The sequence below is a fragment of the Streptomyces sp. NPDC003248 genome (genome assembly GCF_055563235.1).
On record NZ_JBVHDT010000012.1, the window covers coordinates 86,967 to 109,931 of the forward strand.

The window sequence follows — 22,965 nt, forward strand, 5'->3', positions numbered from 1 at the left end:
ATGGCACGCGACTTCTACGAGGTTCTCGGGGTCCCGCGAGACGCCGGCAAGGACGAGATCCAGCAGGCGTATCGCAAGCTGGCCCGCAGGTACCACCCGGACGTCAACCAGGACCCCGCGGCGGAGGAGCGGTTCAAGGAGATCAACGAGGCCTTCAGCGTCCTGTCCGACCCCGACCAGCGGGCCCGTTACGACCGCTTCGGCGAGGACTTCCGGAAGGTTCCCGAGGACTGGGAGGAGCGGGTCGGTGCCGGCGCGGGACCCGGCGGCGGCTTCCGCTGGTCCACCGGGGGCGGCCCCCGGGGCCGGTACGCCACCAGCGGCTTCGGCGCGGAGGGCGTCGACGTCGACGACCTGTTCGGCTCGTTCTTCGGGGGCGCCGGACGGGTGCGTGTCCCCGGAGCCGACCAGGAGGCCGAACTGCCGCTCACCGTCGAGGAGGCCTACCGCGGAGGCCGCCGCACCGTCACGCTCGCCGGTCCCACCGGGCAGCCGCGGCGGTACGAGGTCGACGTGCCGCCGGGTGTCACCGACGGGCAGCGTATCCGGCTGGCGGGCGAGGGCGGCCGGGGCAACGGTGACGCCCCTGCGGGGGACCTGTACCTGCGGGTGCGGATCCAGCCGCACCCCCAGTTCCGCCTCGACGGCCGGGACGTGTACGTGCAGCTGCCGGTCACCCCCTGGGAGGCCGCGCTGGGCGCGACGGTTCCGGTGCCCACGCCGAGCGGGGCGACGGCGAAGGTCAGCGTGCCCGCGGGCTCGTCCAGCGGCCGGCGGCTGCGGCTGCGCGGTGAGGGCATGCCGAACCCGCGCGGTACGAACGGCGACCTCTACGCCGAGCTCCGGATCATGGTGCCGTCCAGGCTCAGCGACCGGGAGCGCGCACTCTTCGAGGAGCTCGCCGCCGTCTCCTCGTTCGACCCCAGGAGGACACGATGAGTGACCCACGCGCCGGGGCGCGCCAGGCGTCTCGGCCGACAGCTCCCGCGCCGGCACGCGTCCGGTACGCCATCGTGCCGGTGCCCAGGCTCTCTCTGCAGGCCGTGGCCCGCCGCTCCGGCGTCCATCCCGACCTCGTCCGCCGGTTCGTCGCCCTGGGCCTGGTCGAGGCCGAGCGCGACACCTCCGGAGGGCTGGTGTTCGAACCCACTGCACCGGCCGCCCTGGCCCGTGTCCAGCGGTTGCGCACCGGGCTGTGCCTGAACTACGCATCCCTCGGTCTGGTGCTCGACCTGCTCGACCGCATCAGCTTGCTCGAAGCCGCACTGCGGCGTGCAGGCATGAGGAGTGATCTACCCCCATGGACATGAACCGCCTGACCCAGAAGTCACAGGAAGCCCTGCAGGAAGCCCAGAGCGCCGCCGGCCGCCTGGGCCACACCGAGGTCGACGGCGAGCATCTGCTGCTCGCCCTCCTCGACCAGGAGGAGGGCCTGATCCCGCGGCTGCTGCAGCAGGCGGGCACCGAGCCCGAGGAGGTGCGCGCAGCCGTACGCGAGGAGCTCTCCCGCCGCCCGAAGGTGACCGGCCCGGGCGCGGCGCCGGGCCAGGTCTTCGTCACCCAGCGCCTGTCCCGCCTGCTCGACGCGGCCGAGCGGGAGGCCAAACGCCTCAAGGACGAGTACGTGTCCGTGGAGCACCTGCTGCTGGCCCTGGCCGAGGAGGGCTCGGCGACCGCCGCCGGGCGCCTGCTCAAGGAGCACGGCGTGACCCGGGAGTCGTTCCTCGGCGCGCTCACCCAGGTCCGCGGCAACCAGCGCGTGACCTCCGCCAACCCCGAGGTGGCCTACGAGGCCCTGGAGAAGTACGGCCGCGACCTGGTCCTCGAGGCTCGGTCCGGGCGGCTGGACCCCGTCATCGGCCGTGACGCGGAGATCCGCCGCGTCACCCAGATCCTCAGCCGCAAGACCAAGAACAACCCCGTCCTGATCGGCGACCCCGGCGTCGGCAAGACCGCCATCGTGGAGGGTCTGGCCCAGCGCATCGTCCGCGGCGACGTCCCCGAAGGACTGCGCGACAAGACGGTGTTCGCCCTCGACATGGGCTCGCTCGTGGCGGGCGCCAAGTACCGCGGCGAGTTCGAGGAACGCCTCAAGGCCGTGCTGAGCGAGGTGAAGGCCGCCCAGGGGCGCATCCTGCTCTTCGTCGACGAACTCCACACCGTCGTAGGAGCGGGCGCCGCCGAAGGGGCCATGGACGCGGGCAACATGCTCAAGCCGATGCTCGCCCGCGGTGAACTGCACATGATCGGCGCCACCACCCTCGACGAGTACCGCAAGCACATCGAGAAGGACGCCGCCCTCGAACGCCGCTTCCAGCAGGTCCTGGTCGACGAACCCAGCGTGGAGGACACCATCTCCATCCTGCGCGGACTGCGCGAACGCCTGGAGGTCTTCCACGGCGTGAAGATCCAGGACACCTCGCTGGTCGCGGCGGCGACGCTCTCCCACCGCTACATCACCGACCGGTTCCTGCCCGACAAGGCCATCGACCTCGTCGACGAGGCGTGCGCCCGGCTGCGCACCGAGATCGACTCGATGCCCGCCGAACTCGACGAGATCACCCGCCGCGTCACCCGCCTGGAGATCGAGGAAGCCGCCCTGTCCAAGGAGACCGACCCCGCGAGCAAGGCCCGCCTGGAGGAGCTGCGCAGAGAACTGGCCGACCTGCGCGCCGAGGCCGACGCCAAACGCGCCCAGTGGGAGGCCGAGCGGCAGGCCATCCGCCGCGTGCAGGAACTGCGCCAGGAACTTGAGCAGGTCCGCCACGAGGCGGAGGAGGCCGAACGCGCCTACGACCTCAACCGCGCCGCCGAACTCCGCTACGGCCGCCTCCAGGACCTGGAGCGCCGGCTGAAGGCCGAGGAGGAGCAGCTGGCCGCCAAACAAGGGCAGAACCGGCTGCTGCGCGAGGTCGTCACCGAGGAGGAGATCGCCGAGATCGTCGCAGCCTGGACCGGCATCCCCGTCGCCCGCCTCCAGGAGGGCGAACGCGAGAAGCTGCTGCGCCTCGACGAGATCCTGCGCGAGCGCGTCATCGGCCAGGACGAGGCCGTCAAGCTCGTCGCCGACGCCATCATCCGCGCCCGCTCCGGCATCCGCGACCCGCGCCGCCCCATCGGCTCGTTCATCTTCCTCGGCCCCACCGGCGTCGGGAAGACCGAGCTGGCCAAGACCCTCGCGGCGGCCCTGTTCGACTCCGAGGAGAACATGGTCCGCCTCGACATGAGCGAGTACCAGGAGCGGCACACCGTCAGCCGGCTCATGGGCGCACCGCCCGGATACGTCGGCTACGAGGAAGGCGGCCAGCTCACCGAGGCCGTACGCCGCAAGCCGTACTCGGTCGTGCTGTTCGACGAGATCGAGAAGGCCCACACCGACGTGTTCAACACCCTGCTGCAGGTCCTCGACGACGGCCGCATCACCGACGCTCAGGGCCGCACCGTCGACTTCCGCAACACCGTGATCATCATGACGTCGAACATCGGTTCTGAGCACCTCCTCGACGGCGCCACCGCCGAGGGTGAGATCAAGCCGGACGCCCGCGCCCTGGTGATGGGCGAGCTGCGCGGGCACTTCCGCCCGGAGTTCCTCAACCGCGTCGACGACATCGTGCTGTTCAAACCGCTCGGCGAGCGCCAGATCGAGCGCATCGTGGAGCTGCAGTTCGACGAGCTGCGCCGTCGCCTCGCCGAACGCCGCATCGCCGTCGAACTCACCGACGCGGCACGCGAGTTGATCGCCCACCAGGGTTACGACCCGGTGTACGGGGCCCGGCCGCTGCGGCGTTACATCTCCCATGAGGTCGAGACGATGGTCGGGCGCGCCCTGCTGCGCGGTGACGTCCAGGACGGCGCGACGGTCCGCGTCGACGCCGAGGCGGGGGAACTGGTGGTCACCTACGACCGGCCCGAGGACGTGAAGGGAGCGCGGGCGGCATGAGCACGATGCAGGCGACGACCGTCGGATGTCCCAGCTGCGGGCGCACCAACCGGGTGCCCGTGGCCGCGGAGGGCCGCCCCAGGTGTGGCCACTGCAAGCAGCCCCTGCCGTGGATGGTGGACGCGGGCGACGGCGACTTCACCGAGGTCGCCGAGCGGGTCGACGTCCCCGTCGTGGTCGACCTGTGGGCCACCTGGTGCGGCCCCTGCCGCATGGTCAGCCCCGCACTGGAGAAGGTCGCCACCGATCTCGCCGGCCGAATCAAACTCGTCAAGGTCGACGTCGACAAGAACCCGCGACTGGCGCGGCGTTTCGAGGTCCAGGCCGTACCGACACTGCTGGTCCTCGACCGGGGCGAGACGGTCGCCCGGCAGGCGGGGGCGGCGCCCGCCCCCGCTCTGCGCCAGTGGGTGGAACAGTCGATCACCGCCAGGAAAGGCTGATCCGGATGACCCTGCATGCAGACCCCCACCTCGCGCTTGTCCGGCCGGTCCGGCCGCTGACCCCAGAAGGGTGTCAGGAGTGTCTGATGCTCGGCTCCCCGTGGGTCCACCTGAGGCTCTGCCTGACCTGCGGGCACGTCGGCTGCTGCGACTCCTCGCCGAACAAGCACGCGCGCAAGCACGCGGCTGCCGTCGCCCATCCGATCGTGCAGTCGTTCCAGCCCGGCGAGGAATGGCGCTGGTGCTACGTTCACGAGACGTTCGTCTGATGTCCGGCGACCAGTCGCTGCCGGGCGAAGAACCGGTGCCGGAGAAAGCGGACGAGGCCGCCTTCCGGGAGACCCCGGACATCTACGGCGCGTATCCCCGCCTCACGGAGGACCAGACAGCACGTCTGGCGGAGCACGGGCAACGCCGGACCATGGCTCCGAACGACGTGCTGATCCGGGAGGGCGAGCGCTGCGAGACGTTCTTCGTCGTCCTCAGCGGTACCGTCGCCGTCGTCAAGGACTTCGGCACTCCCGAGGAGCACGTGCTGCGCGTGCACGGCCCAGGTCGCTTCATCGGCGAACTCGGCCTGCTGTACGGACAAGTGGCCTTCTACACCGCTGTCGCCAGGGAGCCGGGCGAGGTCCTTGACGTCTCCTTGGACCAGTTGCGCCACCTGGTGTCCCAGGACTCCACCATCGGGGACATCGTGCTGCGCGCCTGTCTGTGCCGTCGCGCGCTGCTCGTCGGACAGGGCGCCGGCTTCCGCATCATCGGCTCGCGTTACTCGCCCGACACCCGACGGCTGCGCGAGTTCGCCGTCCGCAACCGGCTGCCGCACCGCTGGATCGACCTGGAGACCGACGAGGAGGCCGAGGAGCTGCTGCGCCGCTTCGGCGTCGGCCCGGCGGAGACACCACTCGTCATCTGGCGGGACACCACCCTGTTGCGCAACCCCAGCAACGCGGAACTGGCCCGGCTCATCGGCCTGCCGTACCTACCCGCCGGAAACCGTCACGGCGACGTCCTCATCGTAGGCTCCGGACCCGCCGGCCTCGCTGCCGCGGTCTACGCCGCCTCCGAGGGCCTGAGCACCACGGTGGTGGAGGCGATGGCCACCGGCGGCCAGGCCGGCACGTCGTCCCGCATCGAGAATCTGCTCGGATTCCCCTCCGGCATCTCCGGCGCCGAGCTGACCGAACGCGCCGTACTCCAGGCCGACAAGTTCGGCGCCAGGATCAGCCTTCCGCTGGAGGCGACCGGTCTTCATCCCCAGGACGACGACCACTACGTCGTGGCGTTCGCCGACGGCAGCGAAATCGCCGCCCGCGCGGTCGTCCTGGCCATGGGTGCCCGCTACCGCCGGCTCCGGGTGCCCGGCATCGAACGCCTGGAGGGAACGAGCGTGCACTACTCGGCGACCGTCTACGAGGCCCAGCAGTGCCGCACCGACCCGGTGGCCGTCGTCGGCGGAGGCAACTCCGCGGGCCAGGCGGTGCTGTTCCTCGCCAGGTACGCGCCGAAGGTGCACCTGCTGGTCCGAGGAGCCGGCCTTGAGGCCAACATGTCCCGCTACCTGGTCGACCAGGTCGAGCGCCATCCGCGGGTGGAGGTCATGCTGCACACCGAGGTCACCGAGGTCATCGGCCAGGAAGTGCTGGAGGAGCTCGACGTGGTCGACAACCGCACGGGCGGGCACCGCCGGCTCGCGGTACGGAGCCTGTTCGTCTTCACCGGCGCCGAACCTCACACCGAGTGGCTCGCCGGCATCGTCGCCCTCGACTCCCGCGGCTTCGTCCTCACCGGGCCGGAGGCCCAGGAAGCCTGCACCAGCCCCGAGGTGTGGCACGGCCGCGGGCGCTCGTGCATGACCCTGGAAGCCAGCCTGCCCGGTGTCTTCGCGGTAGGGGACGTCCGTAGCGGCTCGGTGAAGCGGGTGGCCTCCGCGGCCGGTGAGGGCGCGATGGCCATCCACTTCGTGCACCGGCACCTGGGGCACTCGGCCGTACCCGGCACCACGGGCACGTCAGCTGTCGCGGGCCACTCGGACGTCTCGCCACGCATACGTCACAAGGAGTCCGCGTGGCTCGCATGACGAACGGCGGACGATGAGATCACGAGAAGGACGAAGGAGGCGTTGCGATGGCCATGCCCGTCCGGCGCCACCGCGGTGGCGGCCTGCGGGAAAGGCCCGTCTGGGCACCCACCCCTGTCAATCCCCTGGTCGAGTTCGACGAACTGCTCAACCGGATGAGCGGCCTGCTCCGTTCCGGAGGGACACCCGGGAGCGGTCTCGACGCTCACCCGGGCGGGGTCCGCCGCCGGCCGGGCTCAGAGGTGACCGTCGTCCGGGAGCAGGCCCGGACCCGTTCCGACCCGGGCGCGCAGCCTCCGCTCCTCCTCGGCGGCTTTCCGCAGGGTGGCCGGCCAGTGCGGGTGGGGCACCGTCGTCCGGGCCGTACCCGACAGGGTCTGGAACGTTCCGGCCAGCGCCCACTGCTGGAAGCGGTGGTGCACGGTCTGCCAGGCCCCGTAGCGTTCGGGCACGGTCCGCCACGGACTGCCGGTGCGGAAACGCCACAGCACCCCGTCGAACTGCCGCCGCAGGCCCTCCGGGTAGGGGCCGCGCTCCCCGAGCGGAAGCAACGGTTCCACCGACTTCCACTGGTCGTCGGAGAGATCACCGCACGGAGTGTCGAGTGCGTCGGCCGTGTCCGGCCCCGCCGCGGGGCGGGACGCGGCCAGCTCCTCCAGGAGGGTACGGACCGTTTCGACCGCGTTCATGACCATCGTCGGGTCGGCGCCCGGCCGGGCGTGGGCGCTCATCCGGATGGCGGGCGGCCGCGGCAGACCGGTGTACTCCACCAGGCCGTCGTAGCCGCGACCGGTGGCCGCCAGGAGGGCCACGCCGAGTCCGGCGCGGGCGGCCTCCAGCACGCCGGCCAGATAGCCGGCGTCGCAGACCACCGACGCGGGGATGTCGTGGGCGGAGAGCACCTGAAGGGCCTGGCGGCGGACCGCGCACGGCTCCTCGATCGCCGCCAGCGGCAGCGCGGCCGGTGCCGGCGGCGGCGTCCAGCCCGGCGCGGCGTACCACTTCAGGGGCAGTCCGCCGACCGGCATGCCCTCGACGACGACCGCCTCCGTCACGTACACCGCCAGGTCCACCGATCTGCGGTTGACGGCCTCGACGAGCCGTGCGGAGCGGTCGATGCGGAACCTGACCTGGGAGCGCGGCAGCGTCCGGTGGACGGCCTCGGTGACCATGGGCAGGATCTGGTCCGCGGCGTGTTCGGCGGAGCCGATGACGACGGTGGCCGGTTCGGAGCCGAGGAGGCGTCGCGCGGCTTCGTCGTGCACGCTGAGGATCCAGCGCGCCTCGTCCAGGAGGAGCCTGCCCGCCGCGGTGAACCGGGTGGCGCGGCCGGCCCGTTCCACCACCGGTCGTCCCAGCGTCTTCTCCAGCCGCCGCACGTGCTGGCTGACCGCGGACTGACTGAGGGTCAGGGACTCGGCGGCCCGGCGGAATCCGCCCTCGTCCGCGACGGCGACGAGACTGCGCAGCGCGATGATGTCGAAGACCGGTCTCATGGATCAACGCTAGCATCAACTGATAAGCGTTTCAGATCACTTGAGGTGGTTGTTCCCTGTGGGGCGGGTGGGGCGCGATCGGTCCGCGCGTCGTTTCCCGTGCGCCGCGAACCGCTTCCCCGGGCACGGGACGACGCGTTGTCAAGGGGGCGGCGCAAACGCGCGCAAGGTAGGGAAGGGGCCCCTGGATATAGGGGTTGGCGGCCCCCGGGGGTGATGGCACGGTGGGCGGAACGGCAGGTCCGGTACCGACCGCCGACGGGACCCGTGCGGTTCCGGATCCCGCCCACGCGCCCGTGCTCCCCGTGCTCACCGGAAGAGACGCTCATGACCTCCCTGCGTACTGTCCTCATCACCGGCACGTCCTCCGGCATCGGCCTGGCCACCGCGGTCCGGGCCGCCGAGGCCGGCTGGAACGTCGTCGCCACCCTCCGCGACACCGCCCGGGGGGACGCCCTGCGCGCCGCCGCCGAGGCGGCCGGCGTCGGCGACCGCGTCCATGTCGCCCGCCTCGACGTGACCGACCCGGAGTCCGTCGGCGCGGCCGTGTCCGGCGTGGTCGCCGACCACGGACGTCTCGACGCGGTGATCAACAACGCCGGGGTCGGGCAGCTCGGCACCGTCGAGCAGATCGGTGTCGAGGCCTTCCGGTCCGTCCTGGAGGTCAACTTCTTCGGAGTCGTGGAGGTGACGAAGGCGGCGCTGCCGCACCTGCGCGCCGCCGGCGGCCGCCTCGTCACCGTCTCCAGCCTCGGCGGTCTGATCGGACAGCCGTTCAACGAGGCCTACTGCGCCGCCAAGTTCGCCCTCGAGGGCTTCCTGGAGTCCCTCGCCCCGGTCGCCGCGACCGCCGGAGTGCAGGTCTCCGTGGTCGAACCGGGCCCGGTGGCCAGCGAGTTCGTCACCCGTCTAGAGCCGTCCGTGCCTGGTCTGATCGAGAACGCCGGCCCCTACGAGGCGGCCTTCAAGGCCTACTTCGCCACCACGGCGGGCCTCTTCGAGCAGGCGCAGAGCGCGGGCGACGCGGCGGCCGTGGTCATCGACGTGCTCACCGCGGAGCGGCCGCCCTTCCGGGTGCAGACCTCCGGCGCGGCACGCCAACTGGCCGCGATCAAACTGGCCGACCTGGACGGCTCGGCCGTCCAGGCGGTCACCGGCCCCTGGCTGACCTGATCTGACCTGGGCTGAGCTGAGCTGAGCCGGTCTGGTCAGGTCTGGCCGACCGGGTGGGTCCGACCTGGCCTCCCAGGCCGGACCCACCCGGCTCACCGGGCCTGGCCGGCCTGGTCCGGCCGACTTGGCCGACCCGGCTGACCGGGCCTGGCCGGCCTCATCCGACCGACCGGGCCGACCGACCGGGCTGAACGGCCGACCTGGCCGGCCTGCTTCGGCCGGGTCGCCGTCCGTCACGGCAGGGCCACCACCTGCGCCGCGTGGCTGAGGCCCGCGCCGAAGCCCACCAGCAGCGCCAGACCGCGCCGGGGCACCGCGCCCCGGGCGATCAGCTCCTCCAGGGCGAGCGGGACGGACGCCGCGGAGGTGTTGGCCGTGTGGACGACGTCACGGGCCACCACCACGTGGGGCGGGAGCCGCAGTGCGGCCGCCGCCCCGTCGACGATGCGGAGGTTGGCCTGGTGCGGGACGAACGCGGCCAGGTCGCCGGCGTCCACCCCGGCGGCGGCGAGGGCGGCGCGCGCCGCCACCGGCACCGTGGCCACCGCCCACCGGAACACGGCGGGGCCGTCCATCCGCAGGGTGGGCGCCACGGTGACCGACGCCCCCGGCGCGGGCCAGGGCCCGGAATGGGCGATGGCCCCGTGGCGGTCGCCCTCGGAGCCCCAGACCACCGGCCCGATGCCCGGCTCGTCGGCCGGGCCGACGACCACCGCGCCGGCCCCGTCGCCGAAGAGGAAGGCCGTGCCGCGGTCCGTGGGGTCCACGATGTCGGTCATCCGTTCCGAGCCGACCACCACGACGTGCCGGCTGGTGCCCGACCGGATCAGGGAGTCGGCCGTCGCGAGGGCGTGGACGAAGCCCGCGCAGGCGGCCCCCACGTCCAGGGCGCCCGCCGAGACGGCGCCGATCCGGTGGGCGACCCGGGGGGCGGCGGGCGGCGACTGGGTCAGCTGGGACATGGAGGCGAGCAGCACCGTGTCGACCGCGTCGGGTGCGATGCCCGCCTGGGCCAGAGCCTTGAGTGACGCGGCCACGGCCATGTCGACGACGGTGTCGTCCGGGGCGGCGAAGCGGCGGGCGGCGATGCCCGACCTGCGCCGGATCCACTCGTCACTCGAATCGATCGCCGGCGCCACCTCGGCGTTGGCCACCACACGGGAGGGCCGGTAGGCGCCGACGCCGAGGATCCGGGCACCGGGGACGGCCGCGGGGGCGCTCAGCCCTCGCGCGGCACCGTCCGCAGCCACCTTGCCGTTCGCGCCCGCGGGTCCGTGCTCTGTCGTTCCGCCGCCCGTCACCGTGCCTCCCCGGAGTCCGGTGTCGTACGCGTCGCGAACTCGCCGTCCAGATAGCGCCGGCGCGTCTCACGGCGCTGTACCTTGCCGCTCGACGTCTTCGGCAACGTCCCCCTCCGGACCACCAGGATCTCGTCGGCCTCCAGCCGCTGGCCGTCCCGTACCGCCTCCCGTACGCGCCCGCGCAGGCCCTCGCTGCCGCCGTCGCGCAGCGCACGCCCGTCGGCCTCGACGACCACCACCAGCCGTTCGGCGGTGCCGTCGTCCACGGAGAACGCCGCCGCGCAGTTCGGGCGCAGCGCCGGGTCGGCGCGTTCCGCCGACACCTCGATGTCCTGCGGGTAGTAGTTGCGGCCCTTGCGGATGATCACGTCCTTGAGCCGGCCGGTGACGAAGAGCTCGCCGGCGTGGACGAAGCCGAGGTCCCCGGTGCGCAGCCAGGTGCCCCGGTCCTCCTCACCGGTCAGGCGCGCCCCGAAGGTACGCAGGCTCTCCTCGGCCCGCCCGTGGTAACCGTCCGCCACGCACGGGCCGTTGACCCAGATCTCGCCGACCGTGTCGTCCGGCAGCCCGGCCAGCGTCCCGGGGTCGGTGATGCGCACCGAGGTCGTCCCCACCGTCGTGCCGCAGCCCACCGCGTGGACGGCACCCGCACCGGACGCCGGGTCCACCGGGTCTACCGCGTTCGCCGGGTCCGCGGGATCCGCCGGGTGGCCGCCCCGCGTCGACGGCGGGGGCGTCACCCGGTCCGGGAGCCGCTCGACGCGGCCCTCGCGCAGGGCTTCGGCGTCGAGCAGGAGCAGCGTCGGGTCCTGGTCCTCCCGGCTCCCCGTCACCTTGAGGGTGTTCTCCGCCAGCCCGTAGCCGGGGCACATGGCCCGGGGCCGGAAACCGGCCCCGGCGAACGTCCGGGTGAAGTCGCGTACGGCGTTCCACCGCACGGGTTCGGCCCCGTTGGCCGCCACCCGCAGGCTGGACAGGTCCAGTCCCTCGGGCACGCCGTTGTCGGCCGCGTCCCGTACGCACAGTTCGTAGGCGAAGCTCGGCGCGGCGGTGTGGCTGCCGCGGAACCGGGAGATCGCCTCCAGCCACCGGGCCGGCCGGCGGATGAACGCCTCGGGGGCCATGAGGTACGCCGGGATGCCCGCCCACAGCGGCAGGACGACCCCGAACAGCATCCCCATGTCGTGGAAGAGGGGGAGCCAGTTGACCACGGCACTGTCGGGGCGGCAGGGCCACAGCAGGTCCGTCTCGGCCACGTTGCTGCGGAAGTTGGCATGGGTGACCCGTACGCCCTTGGGGTCACCGGTGGAGCCGGAGGTGTACTGGAGCAGGGCGATGTCGTCGGGACCGGCCGCCGGGCCGGTCCACTCCCCGGCCGCCGCAGCGGGCGGCGATCCGGTGTCCACCAGGGTGAGTCCCGCCAGCTCCGGCGTGTCCCCGAAACGTTCCTCCAGGTCTCGTTTGACAGCAGCCGTTGTCAGTACGGTCGTCGTCCCGGCGTCATCGGCGATCCGCCGCAGCCGGGCCAGACCGCGCAGCCGGGTCGGCACCTGGACGGGAGCCCCGGCGACGCCCGCGTACATGCAGCCGAGGAGGGTGGAGACGAAGTCGAGACCGGACGGGTGGAGCAGGACGGCGGCGCCGCCGCGGAGCCCGGCCGCGTCCAGTTCGGCGGCCCGGGCCCGCGCGGCTTCGTCGAGCTGCCGGTACGTCAGCGTCTGCTGGGGCGTCTCGCCGTTGTGGAGGAAGACGTAGGCGATGTCGTCGGGTCGGGTCGCGCTGCGCAGGCGCAGGACCTCGGGCAGGGTGGGCAGTGCGGTCGCCAGGGGGTCAAGGGCGGTGGCGGTCATGGGCGGCGGTCCTCTCCTCGCTGCGGCGCGGTTCGTCGGTGCGTTCGGCTCGGGGCCCAGGGGCGCGCGCGGCGCGCAGCACGCAGGGCGGGTGGGGTGGGGGCGCCGTCGCGCGGTGGCCCGGCGGACGGAGTGCTCCCGCGGACGGAGTGACCCGGGGGTTCCGGGCACCCCGGATCGCTCATCCCGCGAGGGCCGGCTGCGGCGCGGACCGCAGCGGATTGAGCCACTCCTCGCCCAGCGCGGCGCGCGTCCCGGGGTCCGTCACACCGAGTCCGGGCCGGGGGGCCAGCGCGAGCACACCGACCTTGCCGGTGTGACCGTTCGTCTGCACCAGGCGGGCCGCCTCGCCGACCTCGGAGAGCGGGTACACGTCGGACAGGACGGGCGCGACGCTGCCGAGCTTCAGCAGGCGCATCATCTCCGCGGCCTCGTTCAGGTTCATGCCGTGGCTGCCCACGATGCGCTTGAGGTTCATCCAGAAGTAGCGGTTGTCGAAGGAGTGCTCGTAGCCGGTGCTCGAACCGCAGGTGACGACGGTGCCGCCACGACGGGCCACGATGACCGAGATCCCGAAGGTGGCCCGGCCGACATGGTCGAACACGACGTGCGGGTCCTCGCCCAGCTCCGCCCGGACGGCCCGGCCGAGCCGCTTGGCGAGCTCCACCGTGTCGGCGCCGGCCGCCACCCGGCCGCCGATGCCGATCTCCTCGCGGTTGATCACGACGTCGCAGCCGAGCTTCGCCAGCAGTTTCGCCTTGGCCTCGGAGTTGACCACACCGACCGGGATGCCCCCGCCGTTCTTGACCAACTGGACGGCGAAGGCGCCGAGACCGCCGGTCGCGCCCCAGATCAGGACGATGTCGCCCTGCTTGATGCGGGCGCCCCGGTCGCTGACCAGCATCCGGTAGGCGGTTCCGCCGCACAGGGGCACACAGGCCGCCTCCTCCCAGGTGAGGTGGCCCGGCTTGGCGAGCAGCTGGCTGGCCCGTACGACGGTGTAGTGCGCCAGGCCGCCGAAGTTGGTCTCGTACCCCCACGCCTTCTGGTCGGCGCCGAGCATGCCGTCGGCGTGCGTGACGGGGTCCTGGTCGTCCACGACGGCCGCGTTGACGGCGACGTGGTCGCCGACCTTCCAGCGGCGGACGCCGGCCCCGACGCGCACGATCACCCCGGCCGCGTCCGAGCCGACGACCTGGTACGGCTGGTCGTGCCGGGCCGCGTGACCGCCGGTCCTGGCGAAACGCTTCAGCGCGCCGAACGTCGACACGGGCTTGAACGTCGCCGACCAGACCGTGTTGTAGTTGATGGAGCTGGCCATCACGGCCACCAGCACCTCGTCCGGGGCGAGTTCGGGCATCGGCACCCGGCCCACCCGCAGCGAGCGCCGGACGTCGCTGTCGGCCTGACCGTCGAAGATGCCGACGTCCTCCTGCCGGATGTGAGCGGCGACGAAGTCCGCCGGGACCGGAGCGCTTTCCAATTCGTCCGCGGAGGCTCCCCGGAGAACTGCCTCGGTCAGTGAATCCATCTGTGATTCCCTTCAAGGTGAACGAGCCGATTGACGCTGCCGCATGTTTGTGGAAGACGCTATGGTGGGCCATTTCCGATGGGGAACCCCTAATCACGACCCCTAGGGGTGCCGGTGGCCAAACCGGGTCCCGTGCCCCGGACGATCTGCAAAGCAGCAGGTGGAACGTGGTGCGGGAAGTCATAGGGGGAGCTTAGGGGTCGGCGTGGAAAGCGCCGCACGGCAAAAATGTGAGCGGTGGCGCCGGGATGCGGGACGAAACATCGCATCGCCTTTCCGGCCGTCCCGGAGGGAAAGTCGGTGCAGCGGGAAATCTTCCGCGCGGAATGTCGAGAAGGGTTCGGCGAGAACGATGACCAGGCAGGCTGACACCCATGCGGCCGGAGCCGGCCACGACACGGTCGTTCCCGTCGCGGTGATCGGACTGGCGTGCCGGCTGCCCGGCGCACCGGACCCGGACGCCTTCTGGGACCTGCTGCGGCGGGGCGGAAGCGCTGTCGGTCCGCCCCCCGAGGACCGCCGGGCTCCCCGGGACGCGGACGGGCCCCAGGACGCGGACGTGCCCCGGGACGCGGACGTGCCGCAGGACGCGGGAGCGTTCCGGGACGCCGACGTGCCGCAGGACGCCTCCGTGTCACAGAACGCGGGAGCGTTCCGGGATGCGGACGTGCCGCAGGACGCCTCCGTGTCACAGAACACGGGAGCACCCCAGGACGCCGACGTGTCACGGCACACCGGAGGCGTCGACGGCCGGCCCGGGGCCGGTGCGCCGGGCGGCGCGGATCTGCCCGGCGGCTTCCTCGACGACGTCGACCACTTCGACGCGGACTTCTTCGGCGTCTCCCCGCGCGAGGCCGCCGAGATGGACCCGCAGCAGCGGCTCGTCCTCGAACTCGCCTGGGAGGCACTGGAGGAGGCCGGGATCGTCCCGGCCAACCTCGCCGGCACCCCCGTGGGCGTCTACGTGGGCGCCATGGCCCACGACTACGCGACGCTGCGCCACCGCGAGGACGCGGGCCCCCTCACCCGCCACACCCTGACCGGACTCAACCGCGGGATCCTCGCCAACCGGGTGTCGTACACCCTCGGTCTGCGCGGCCCCAGCCTGACCGTCGACTCCGCCCAGTCGTCGGCCCTGGTCGCCCTCCACCTGGCCTACCGGGCCGTGCGCGACGGCGACTGCACGCTCGCGCTGGCCGGGGGCGTCAACCTCAACCTGGCCCCGGACAGCACCTCGGCCGCCGCCCGCTTCGGCGGCCTGTCACCGGACGGCCGCTCCTACACCTTCGACGCCCGCGCCAACGGATACGCACGCGGCGAGGGCGGCGGCATGGTGCTCCTCAAGCCGCTCGCGGCGGCGCTCGCCGACGGCGACCAGGTCCACAGCGTGATCCTCGGCAGCGCGGTCAACAACGACGGGACCACCGAGGGCCTGACCGTACCCAGCGCCGACGCCCAGCGGGACGTGCTGCTCCAGGCGGCCCGGCAGGCGGGGGTCGACCCGCGCGAGGTGCAGTACGTCGAACTGCACGGCACCGGGACCCCGGTGGGGGACCCGGTGGAGGCCGCCGCGCTCGGCGCCGCGTACGGCACGGGCCGGGAGGGCGACGAGCGCCTGCTGGTGGGCTCGGTGAAGACCAACATCGGGCATCTGGAGGGCGCGGCCGGTGTCGCCGGACTGCTCAAGACGGTGCTCAGCCTCCGCCACCGCCGGATCCCCGCGACCCTCAACCACGAGACCCCCAACCCGCGGATCCCCTTGGACGCGCTGCGCCTGCGGGTCCAGCGCGCGTCGGGCCCCTGGCCCCGGCCCGACCGGCGGCTGATCGCCGGCGTGAGCTCGTTCGGCATGGGCGGCACCAACTGCCATGTGCTGCTGGCCGAGCCGCCCGCCGCCGCCCGCCCGGCGACCTCCGCCGACGCGGACGCCGACATCCCTTCGAACGCCGCTGACACCGACGGCGTCCTGGCCGCCGCCACCGACCCCGCTTCGAGCACCGCGGTCCTCGACGGCGTCGCGGACGCGGCCGCCACCGGGCCCGCTCCGAGCGCCGCCGATGCCGATGCGGACCCCCAGGCTGACCGAGCCACCGGGACGACCGCGGCCGCCGCCGACGTCGTCGTCCCCTGGCCCGTGTCCGGTACCACCCCCGAGGCGCTGCGGGCCCAGGCCGAGCGGCTCGCCGAGCACGTCCGGGCCCGCCCCGGCCTCGGCATCGCCGACCTCGGCCACTCCCTCGCCACCACCCGCACCCGGTTCGCCCACCGCGCGGTGGCGCTCGGACACGACCGCCGGAGCCTGTTGCGCGCGCTGGACGCCGTGGCGGCCGGCGAGCCCACCCCCGGCGCCGTGGTCGGCCGCGCGCCGGTGCGGGCGGCGGGTCCCGTCGCCTTCCTCTTCCCCGGACAGGGCAGCCAGCGGGCCGGCGCGGGCCTCGGGCTGCACGCCACCACGCCCGCGTTCGCCGCGGCTCTGGACGAGGTGTGCGAGCGGTTCGACACCCACCTCGACCGGCCGCTGCGCGACGTCCTCTTCGCCGCTCCCGGCTCACCGGACGCCGCGCTCCTCGACCGTACCCGCTACACCCAGGCCGCCCTGTTCGCGCTGGGAACGGCGCTGTTCCGCGTGCTCGAACGGCACCTGCCGGCACCGGACTTCGTGCTCGGACACTCCATCGGCGGCCTCACCGCCGCCCATGTCGCGGGGGTGCTCCCGCTCGCGGACGCCGTCACCCTCGTCGCGGCCAGGGGCCGCCTGATGGAGGAGGCCCGCGCGGGCGGAGCCATGATCGCCGTGGAGGCCACCGCCGCGGAGGCGGAGGCCGTACTGGCCGAGTACGCGGGCCGGCTGGCGCTCGCCGCCGTCAACGGCCCGCGTGCGGTGGTGGTCTCGGGGGACACGGAGGCGGCGCAGGAGGTCGCCGAACGGTTCGCCCGCGAGGGGCGCAGGACGCGGCGCCTGAAGGTCAGCCACGCCTTCCACTCCCCGCACATGGACGGCGCGGTGGACGCGTTCCGGCGGAGCGCCGCGACGCTCGCCTTCCGCCCCCCGACCCTCGGCGTGATCTCCGACGTGACCGGCCGGCCGGCCGGTCCGGACGAGCTGACCTCGCCCGACTACTGGGCCGAGCACATCCGGCGCCCGGTGCGCTTCCACGACGGCGTACGGCAGTTGGCCGAGCGGGGCGTCACCGGCTACGCGGAGCTGGGCCCCGGCAACGTGCTGACCTCCCTGACCCGGTCGAGCGCGGGCCGTGACGCCACCGTGGTCCCGCTGCTGCGGCCCGGCGTGCCCGAGCGGCTCTCCCTGCTCAGCGGGCTGGCCGAGCTCCATGTGACCGGTGCCGACACCGACTGGTCCGCCTTCTTCGGCGAGGGGCGGCGAGAGCGGGTGGCGCTGCCGACCTACGCGTTCCGGCGCAGGCCCTTCCGGTTCCCCGGCGCGGCCCGGACCACGAGCGCCCCGACGGCCGCCGCCCCCGCGCCGAACGCGTCCGCCCCCGCCCCGGCCGCATCCTCGACGAACGGGTCCCCCTCCGCCCCCGACGCGTCCGTCGCCACCGGCCCGAAGCCGGCCCCGCCCGGGGTGCCGGTGCCGGTACCGGCCGTACGGACCGACGTCCTCGCCCTCGTCCGCGCCGCCGCCGCCGACGTCCTGGGCGTCACCCCGGGACAGGACCTCGACCCCGAGCGGACGTTCAAGGCCCTCGGGCTGGACTCGCTCGGAGCGGTGGAGTTCGCCGACCGGTTGTCCCGGGCGACCGGGCTGTGGCTGCCGCCGACCCTGACCTACGACCACCCCACCCCGCTCGCCCTCGCCCGGCACCTCGCGGCGGAGGCCTCCGGCACCACCCCCGGCGAAACCGCCGAAGCACCGCGTGCCACCGGAACCGCCGAGGAGGCCGGGCAGGCCGGGCAGGCCGGGGTTCCCAGGAACCCCGGGCTGCCCGGGAACGAGGACGACGACGACCCGATCGCGATCGTCGCCACGGCGGGCCGCTGGCCCGGTGGCGCCGACACCCCGGAGCGGCTCTGGGACCTGCTGGTGTCGGAGACGGACGCGACGAGCGGTTTCCCGGTCGACCGGGGCTGGGACGAGGACCTCTACGACCCCGACCCGGACCGGCCCGGCCACACCTACGTGCGCCGCGGCGGATTCCTGCACGACGCCGACCGGTTCGACGCCGACTTCTTCGGACTGACGCCCCGCGAGGCCGACGCGATGGACCCGCAGCAGCGCCTCCTCCTGGAGACCTCCTGGGAACTGCTGGAGCGGGCCGGCGTCGACCCCGCGACCCTGCGCGGCAGCGGGACCGGCGTCTTCATCGGCGCCACCCAGCAGGAGTACGGCCCCCGCCTGCACGAAGCCGGCGGCGGCGCCGGCCACCGGCTGACCGGCGCGAGCGTCAGCGTCGCCTCGGGCCGCATCGCCTACACGTTCGGCCTCGAAGGGCCCGCACTCACCGTGGACACCGCCTGCTCCTCGTCACTGGTGGCGCTCCACCTGGCGGCGCGAGCGATCCGCTCCGGCGAGTGCGCCCTCGCGCTGGCGGGCGGAGTGACCGTGATGTCGACGCCGGGCATGTTCACCGAGTTCAGCAGGCAGCGCGGGCTGGCTCCGGACGGGCTGTGCAAGCCGTTCGCCGCCGCGGCAGACGGCACCGGCTGGTCGGAGGGCGTGGGCCTGGTGCTGCTGGAGCGGCTGTCGGACGCCCGCCGGGCCGGCCGCCGGGTGCTCGCCCTGATCCGGGGCAGCGCGGTCAACTCGGACGGCGCCAGCAACGGGCTCACCGCTCCGAACGGCCCTTCCCAGGAGCGCGTCATCCGGCAGGCCCTGGCGGACGCCCGGCTGGCCCCCGGCGACATCGACGCCGTGGAGGCCCACGGCACCGGCACCACCCTCGGCGACCCCATCGAGGCCCAGGCGCTGATCAACACCTACGGGCTCGACCGTCCCGAGGGACAGCCGCTGCGCATCGGCTCCCTGAAGTCGAACCTCGGGCACACCCAGGCCGCGGCCGGGGTCGCCTCCGTCATCAAGGTGACCGAGGCCCTGCGGCACGGCCTGCTGCCCGCCACCCTCCACGTGGACCGCCCCACCCCGCACGTCGACTGGTCCAGGGGCGCCGTCGAACTCGTCACCCGCGCCACGCCCTGGCCGGCCGCCGCCGGCCGTCCCCGCCGCGCCGCCGTGTCCGCGTTCGGCATCAGCGGCACCAACGCCCACCTGATCCTCGAAGAGGCGCCGCCCGCCCCGGCCGAGCCCGAGCGCCCGGCTCCCGACCGGGACGTCCCCGTCCCCTGGGTCCTGTCGGCGCGCACCCCGCAGGCACTGCACGACCAGGCCGCACGGCTGACCGCGCTGCTGAACGCGACGGCGTCCGACGGCGTCGACCCGGCCGAGGTCGGGCACGCCCTCGCCCGACGGCCGCTGTTCGACCACCGTGCCGTCGTGGTGGCCCGGCGCCCGGCCGACCTCCACACCGCCGTCCGGGCCCTCTCCCACGGGGAGACCGCCGAAGGGGTCGTCCGCGGACGGTCCACCGCCTCCGGCAGGCTGGCGTTCCTCTTCACCGGACAGGGCAGCCAACGGCCCGGCATGGGGAAGGAGCTGTACGCGGCCCACCCGGTGTTCGCCGCGGCCTTCGACGAGGCGTGCGCCGCGCTCGACACCCATCTGTCCGGACACGCGCCCGCCCCGCTGCGGGACATCGTCTTCGCCGACGCGGACGAGGCCGAGCGGGGCGAGCGGGCCGAGCGGGCCGAGCGGGCCGAGGAACACCGGGCCACGGCCCCGCACCCGCAGGAACAGCCCGGACGCCCGCACCCGCAGCCAGGACGCCCGAACCCGCAGGACCAGGAGCCAGGACGCCCGAACCCGCAAGCTCAGCAGCCAGGACGCCCCATCCAGCAAGATCAGCAGCCCGGACGCCCGAGCCCGCAGGAGCCGTCCGCCCCGCACACCGCCCGCGCACTGGACCGGACCCTGTTCACCCAACCGGCGCTGTTCGCCCTGGAGGTGGCGCTGTTCCGCCTGCTGGAGTCCTGGGGCGTCCGTCCCGACGTGGTCGCCGGACACTCGGTGGGCGAGCTCGCCGCGGCGCACGTCGCGGGCGCCCTGAGCCTCCCGGACGCCGCCGCGCTGGTCGTCGCCCGGGGCCGCCTGATGCAGGCCCTGCCGGAGGGCGGGGCCATGGTCGCCCTGGAGGCGACCGAGGAGGAGGTGCTCGGCGCCCTCGACGGCCGGGAGTCGGAGGTCGGCATCGCCGCCGTCAACGGCCCCTCCGCGACGGTGATCTCGGGGGAGGAAGACGCGGTGCTCGCCGTGACGGCCGGGTTCCGCGCCCGAGGCCGCAGGACCGCCAGACTGCGCACGAGCCACGCCTTCCACTCCCCGCTCATGGACCCGATGACCGGGGAACTGGACCGGGTCGCCGACGGAATCGGCCATCGGCCGCCGGACATCCCCCTGGTGAGCGCCCTCGACGGCGCCCTCTTCACCGGCGACCGGCCGATCCCGCCCGGGTACTGGGCGGCGCACGCCCGGGGCGCGGTCCGCTTCCTCGACGTCGTACGCCGTCTGGAGGCCGACGGGGTCACCACGTACCTGGAGCTGGGGCCCGACGCCGTCCTCACGGCCCTGGCGCAGGAGGGCCTGCTCGGCGGCGAGGGCGAGGACACACCCCCGCCCGCCCTCGCCGCGGCGCTGCGCCGCGGCCGGCCCGAGCCGGAGACCCTGCTGGCCGCCCTCGGCGCGGCCCACGCGCGGGGGGCCGGCGTGGACTGGAGCGCGGTCATCGGCCGGTCGGGGCCGAGCCGGGTGGACCTGCCCACCTACGCCTTCCAGCGGCGACGCCACTGGTTCCGGGCGCCCGAACCTCAGACACTCGGACACCAGGCGCCCGCCGGCAGCCCTGCCGACGACGGACGGTTCTGGGACCTCGTGGAACGCCGGGAACTCGACTCCCTCGCCACCACGCTCGGCATCACCGACTCCGGGCGCCGTGAGGCACTCGGCGCCGTCCTGCCCCTGCTGGCCTCGTGGCACGGAGAGCGCGGCCGGGCGGCCGAGATCGACCGGTGGCGGCACCGGGTGCGCTGGCAGCCGGTACCGGACCCGGCGCCCGGGACCGTCCGGGGCCGCTGGCTGCTCGTGCTGCCCGACCGGGCCGACGCCGCGCCCCGGCCGTACGACACGTGGGGGCCGCTGCTGGAAGGGGCCCTCGGCGACGCCGGCGCACGCGTCGACCGCGTCCCCGTCCCGGCCGGCCGCGCCGACCGCGCGTCCCTCGCCACGCTGCTCGCCGAAGCCGTCGACCGGTCGTCCGCGGAGCCGGTGACCGGCGTGCTGTCCCTGCTGTCGCTGGACCACGACCCGGAACCGGGCCTGCCGGACCTGCCGCACGGCCTCGCCGCCACCACGGCGCTCCTCCAGGCGCTGGACGACACCGGCACCGACGCGCCGCTGTGGGCCCTCACCCGCGGCGCGGTGACCACCGGCACCGGCGACCGGCCGGCCGACCCGGCCGGAGCGCTGGTCTGGGGACTCGCCGTGGTGGCCGCCACCGAGGCCGACGGCTGGGGCGGCGTCGTCGACCTGCCCGAGCGGGCCGACACCGGCGCCGCCGCCCGGGTGCTCACCGCCCTCACCGGCCGCCACCGGGAGGCCGAACTGGCCGTACGGCCCGAGGGACTGCTCGCCCGGCGCCTGGTGCCGGCACCCCTGGAACCGGCCCCCGCCGACGGGCGGGCGGCCGAATGGACCCCCGGTGACGGCACGGTCCTCGTCACCGGAGGCACCGGAGCACTGGCCGGGCACACCGCCCGGTGGCTGGCCCGCAAGGGCGCCGGCCGTCTGCTGCTGCTCAGCAGGCGCGGCGGCGAGGCACCGGCCGCGGCCGCGCTGCGGGACGAACTCACCGCGCTGGGCGCCCGGGTGACGTTCGCCGCGTGCGACGTCTCGGACCGTGCCGAGCTCGCCCGGGTGATCGCCTCGGTTCCCCCGGAACACCCCCTGACGGCGGTCGTGCACACCGCGGCCGTCCTCGACGACGCCCTGCTCGACGCGCTCACGCCCGAACGGCTCGAAGGGGTCCTGCGGGTCAAGGCGGCCGGCGCGCGCCACCTGGACGAACTCACCCGTGACCTCGACCTGAGCGCGTTCGTCCTCTTCTCCTCCGCCACCGGCGTCCTCGGCACCCCCGGGCAGGCCAACTACGCGCCCGGCAACGCCTATCTGGACGCCCTCGCCGTCCAGCGGCGCGCCGCCGGCCTGCCGGCCACCTCCGTCTCCTGGGGGCTGTGGGCGGGCGAGGGCATCGCCGGCGGCGAGGCCGCCCGCCGCACCGAGCGCCACGGACTGCTGCCCATGGACCCCGAACTCGCCGTCGCCGCGCTGCAACAGGCCCTGGACCGGGACGAGACCCACCTGGTCGTGTGCCGCGGCGACTGGGCGGCGCTGGCGGCCCTGCGGGCCCATCCCCTGCTCGAAGCGCTCACCGGCGGCCCCACGGCCGACCGCGCACCGGAGCCGGACGAGCGGCCGGACGGACTGCGCGCCGAGCTGGCGGCGGCGACCGGCGAGCAGGACCGGCGCCGGCTGCTGCTGCGCTTCGTCCGCGCCCAGGTCGCCGAGGTGCAGGGCGGCCGGCCGGCCGATTCCGTGGACGTCCACCGGGGCTTCAAGGAGCAGGGCTTCGACTCCCTCACCACCGTCGAACTGCGCAACCGCCTGAACCGGCGCACCGGGCTGAGCCTGCCCACCACCGTCGTGTTCGACCACCCCACCCCGCAGGCGGTGGCCGACCTGCTGTACGAACGGCTCGCCCCGGCCGAGGCGGCGGAGGGCGGCGCGGCGCGGGAGCTGCGGGCCCACCTCGACCGTCTGGAAGCGCTGCTGACGGCGCTGCCGCCGGACGGTCCGGAGCGGGCCGACGCGGCGGCCCGGCTGGCCGGCCTGGCGACGAACGACCCGAACGGCTTGAACGGCCCGCACGGGGCGGACGGCACGGCCCCGGCCGGCGGGACCGGGCCGGAGGGCGACGTCTCCGCCGCGCTGTCGGCCGCCACCGACGACGAGCTGATGGACTTCATCGGCAAGGAACTCGGCATCTCCTGAGCCGGCGGCCCCCGCCGAGCGGTGCCGCCG

12 protein-coding genes are annotated in these 22,965 nt (G+C 74.2%); 8 read left to right on the forward strand and 4 right to left on the reverse strand.

The genetic code is table 11. The features are described from left to right. From ACZ3KJ_RS25870 to ACZ3KJ_RS25895, 6 genes are read left to right on the forward strand one after another with little or no spacing between them, the layout of a single operon-like run. The gene (locus ACZ3KJ_RS25870; RefSeq protein ID WP_467530426.1) at positions 1 to 939 is read left to right on the forward strand and encodes a DnaJ C-terminal domain-containing protein; all 939 of its coding nucleotides are present in this window, start codon (positions 1 to 3) and stop codon (positions 937 to 939) included. Continuing rightward, positions 936 to 1,310, forward strand: coding sequence for a chaperone modulator CbpM (locus ACZ3KJ_RS25875; RefSeq protein ID WP_467530427.1), 375 nt, complete (start codon positions 936 to 938; stop codon positions 1,308 to 1,310). The genes ACZ3KJ_RS25870 and ACZ3KJ_RS25875 overlap by 4 nt, the downstream gene beginning before the upstream one ends. Next, positions 1,301 to 3,940 carry an ATP-dependent chaperone ClpB gene (gene clpB / locus ACZ3KJ_RS25880; RefSeq protein ID WP_467530428.1) on the forward strand — a complete coding sequence of 880 codons (2,640 nt, stop codon included), beginning with the start codon at positions 1,301 to 1,303 and terminating at the stop codon, positions 3,938 to 3,940. The genes ACZ3KJ_RS25875 and clpB overlap by 10 nt, the downstream gene beginning before the upstream one ends. Continuing rightward, positions 3,937 to 4,383, forward strand: coding sequence for a thioredoxin (gene trxA / locus ACZ3KJ_RS25885; RefSeq protein WP_467530430.1), 447 nt, complete (start codon positions 3,937 to 3,939; stop codon positions 4,381 to 4,383). Before clpB ends, trxA begins: the two co-directional genes overlap by 4 nt. Positions 4,384 to 4,388: 5 nt before the next feature. Then, complete coding sequence (locus ACZ3KJ_RS25890) at positions 4,389 to 4,652, forward strand: UBP-type zinc finger domain-containing protein (protein WP_467530431.1); 264 nt, start codon at positions 4,389 to 4,391, stop codon at positions 4,650 to 4,652. Further along, entirely contained in the window at positions 4,652 to 6,466 is a 1,815-nt protein-coding gene (locus tag ACZ3KJ_RS25895) for an FAD-dependent oxidoreductase (RefSeq protein ID WP_467530433.1), read from the forward strand. The genes ACZ3KJ_RS25890 and ACZ3KJ_RS25895 overlap by 1 nt, the downstream gene beginning before the upstream one ends. A gap of 236 nt (positions 6,467 to 6,702) precedes the next feature. On the opposite strand, the gene ACZ3KJ_RS25900 is transcribed toward ACZ3KJ_RS25895, so the two are convergent. Continuing rightward, on the reverse strand, positions 6,703 to 7,962 hold the full coding sequence (locus ACZ3KJ_RS25900) for a transposase (RefSeq protein ID WP_467530434.1): 1,260 nt from the start codon (positions 7,960 to 7,962) through the stop codon (positions 6,703 to 6,705). Positions 7,963 to 8,289: 327 nt separating this feature from the next. Here ACZ3KJ_RS25900 and ACZ3KJ_RS25905 point away from each other — a divergent pair, with 327 nt between their 5' ends. Further along, positions 8,290 to 9,135: an SDR family oxidoreductase gene (locus tag ACZ3KJ_RS25905; RefSeq protein WP_467530435.1), complete on the forward strand. Its 846-nt coding sequence runs from the start codon at positions 8,290 to 8,292 to the stop codon at positions 9,133 to 9,135. A gap of 233 nt (positions 9,136 to 9,368) precedes the next feature. Here ACZ3KJ_RS25905 and ACZ3KJ_RS25910 read toward each other — a convergent pair whose 3' ends face one another. From ACZ3KJ_RS25910 to ccrA, 3 genes are all read right to left on the reverse strand, one after another. Continuing rightward, positions 9,369 to 10,385 carry a beta-ketoacyl-ACP synthase III gene (locus ACZ3KJ_RS25910; protein WP_467530437.1) on the reverse strand — a complete coding sequence of 339 codons (1,017 nt, stop codon included), beginning with the start codon at positions 10,383 to 10,385 and terminating at the stop codon, positions 9,369 to 9,371. Positions 10,386 to 10,432: 47 nt separating this feature from the next. Next, entirely contained in the window at positions 10,433 to 12,286 is a 1,854-nt protein-coding gene (locus tag ACZ3KJ_RS25915; protein ID WP_467530438.1) for a fatty acyl-AMP ligase, read from the reverse strand. Positions 12,287 to 12,467: 181 nt separating this feature from the next. After that, the gene (gene ccrA / locus ACZ3KJ_RS25920) at positions 12,468 to 13,817 is read right to left on the reverse strand and encodes a crotonyl-CoA carboxylase/reductase (protein WP_467530439.1); all 1,350 of its coding nucleotides are present in this window, start codon (positions 13,815 to 13,817) and stop codon (positions 12,468 to 12,470) included. Between the two features lie 352 nt (positions 13,818 to 14,169). On the opposite strand from ccrA, the gene ACZ3KJ_RS25925 reads away from it, so the two are divergent. Then, complete coding sequence (locus ACZ3KJ_RS25925) at positions 14,170 to 22,935, forward strand: type I polyketide synthase (RefSeq protein ID WP_467530440.1); 8,766 nt, start codon at positions 14,170 to 14,172, stop codon at positions 22,933 to 22,935. The last annotated feature ends 30 nt before the right edge of the window (positions 22,936 to 22,965 follow it).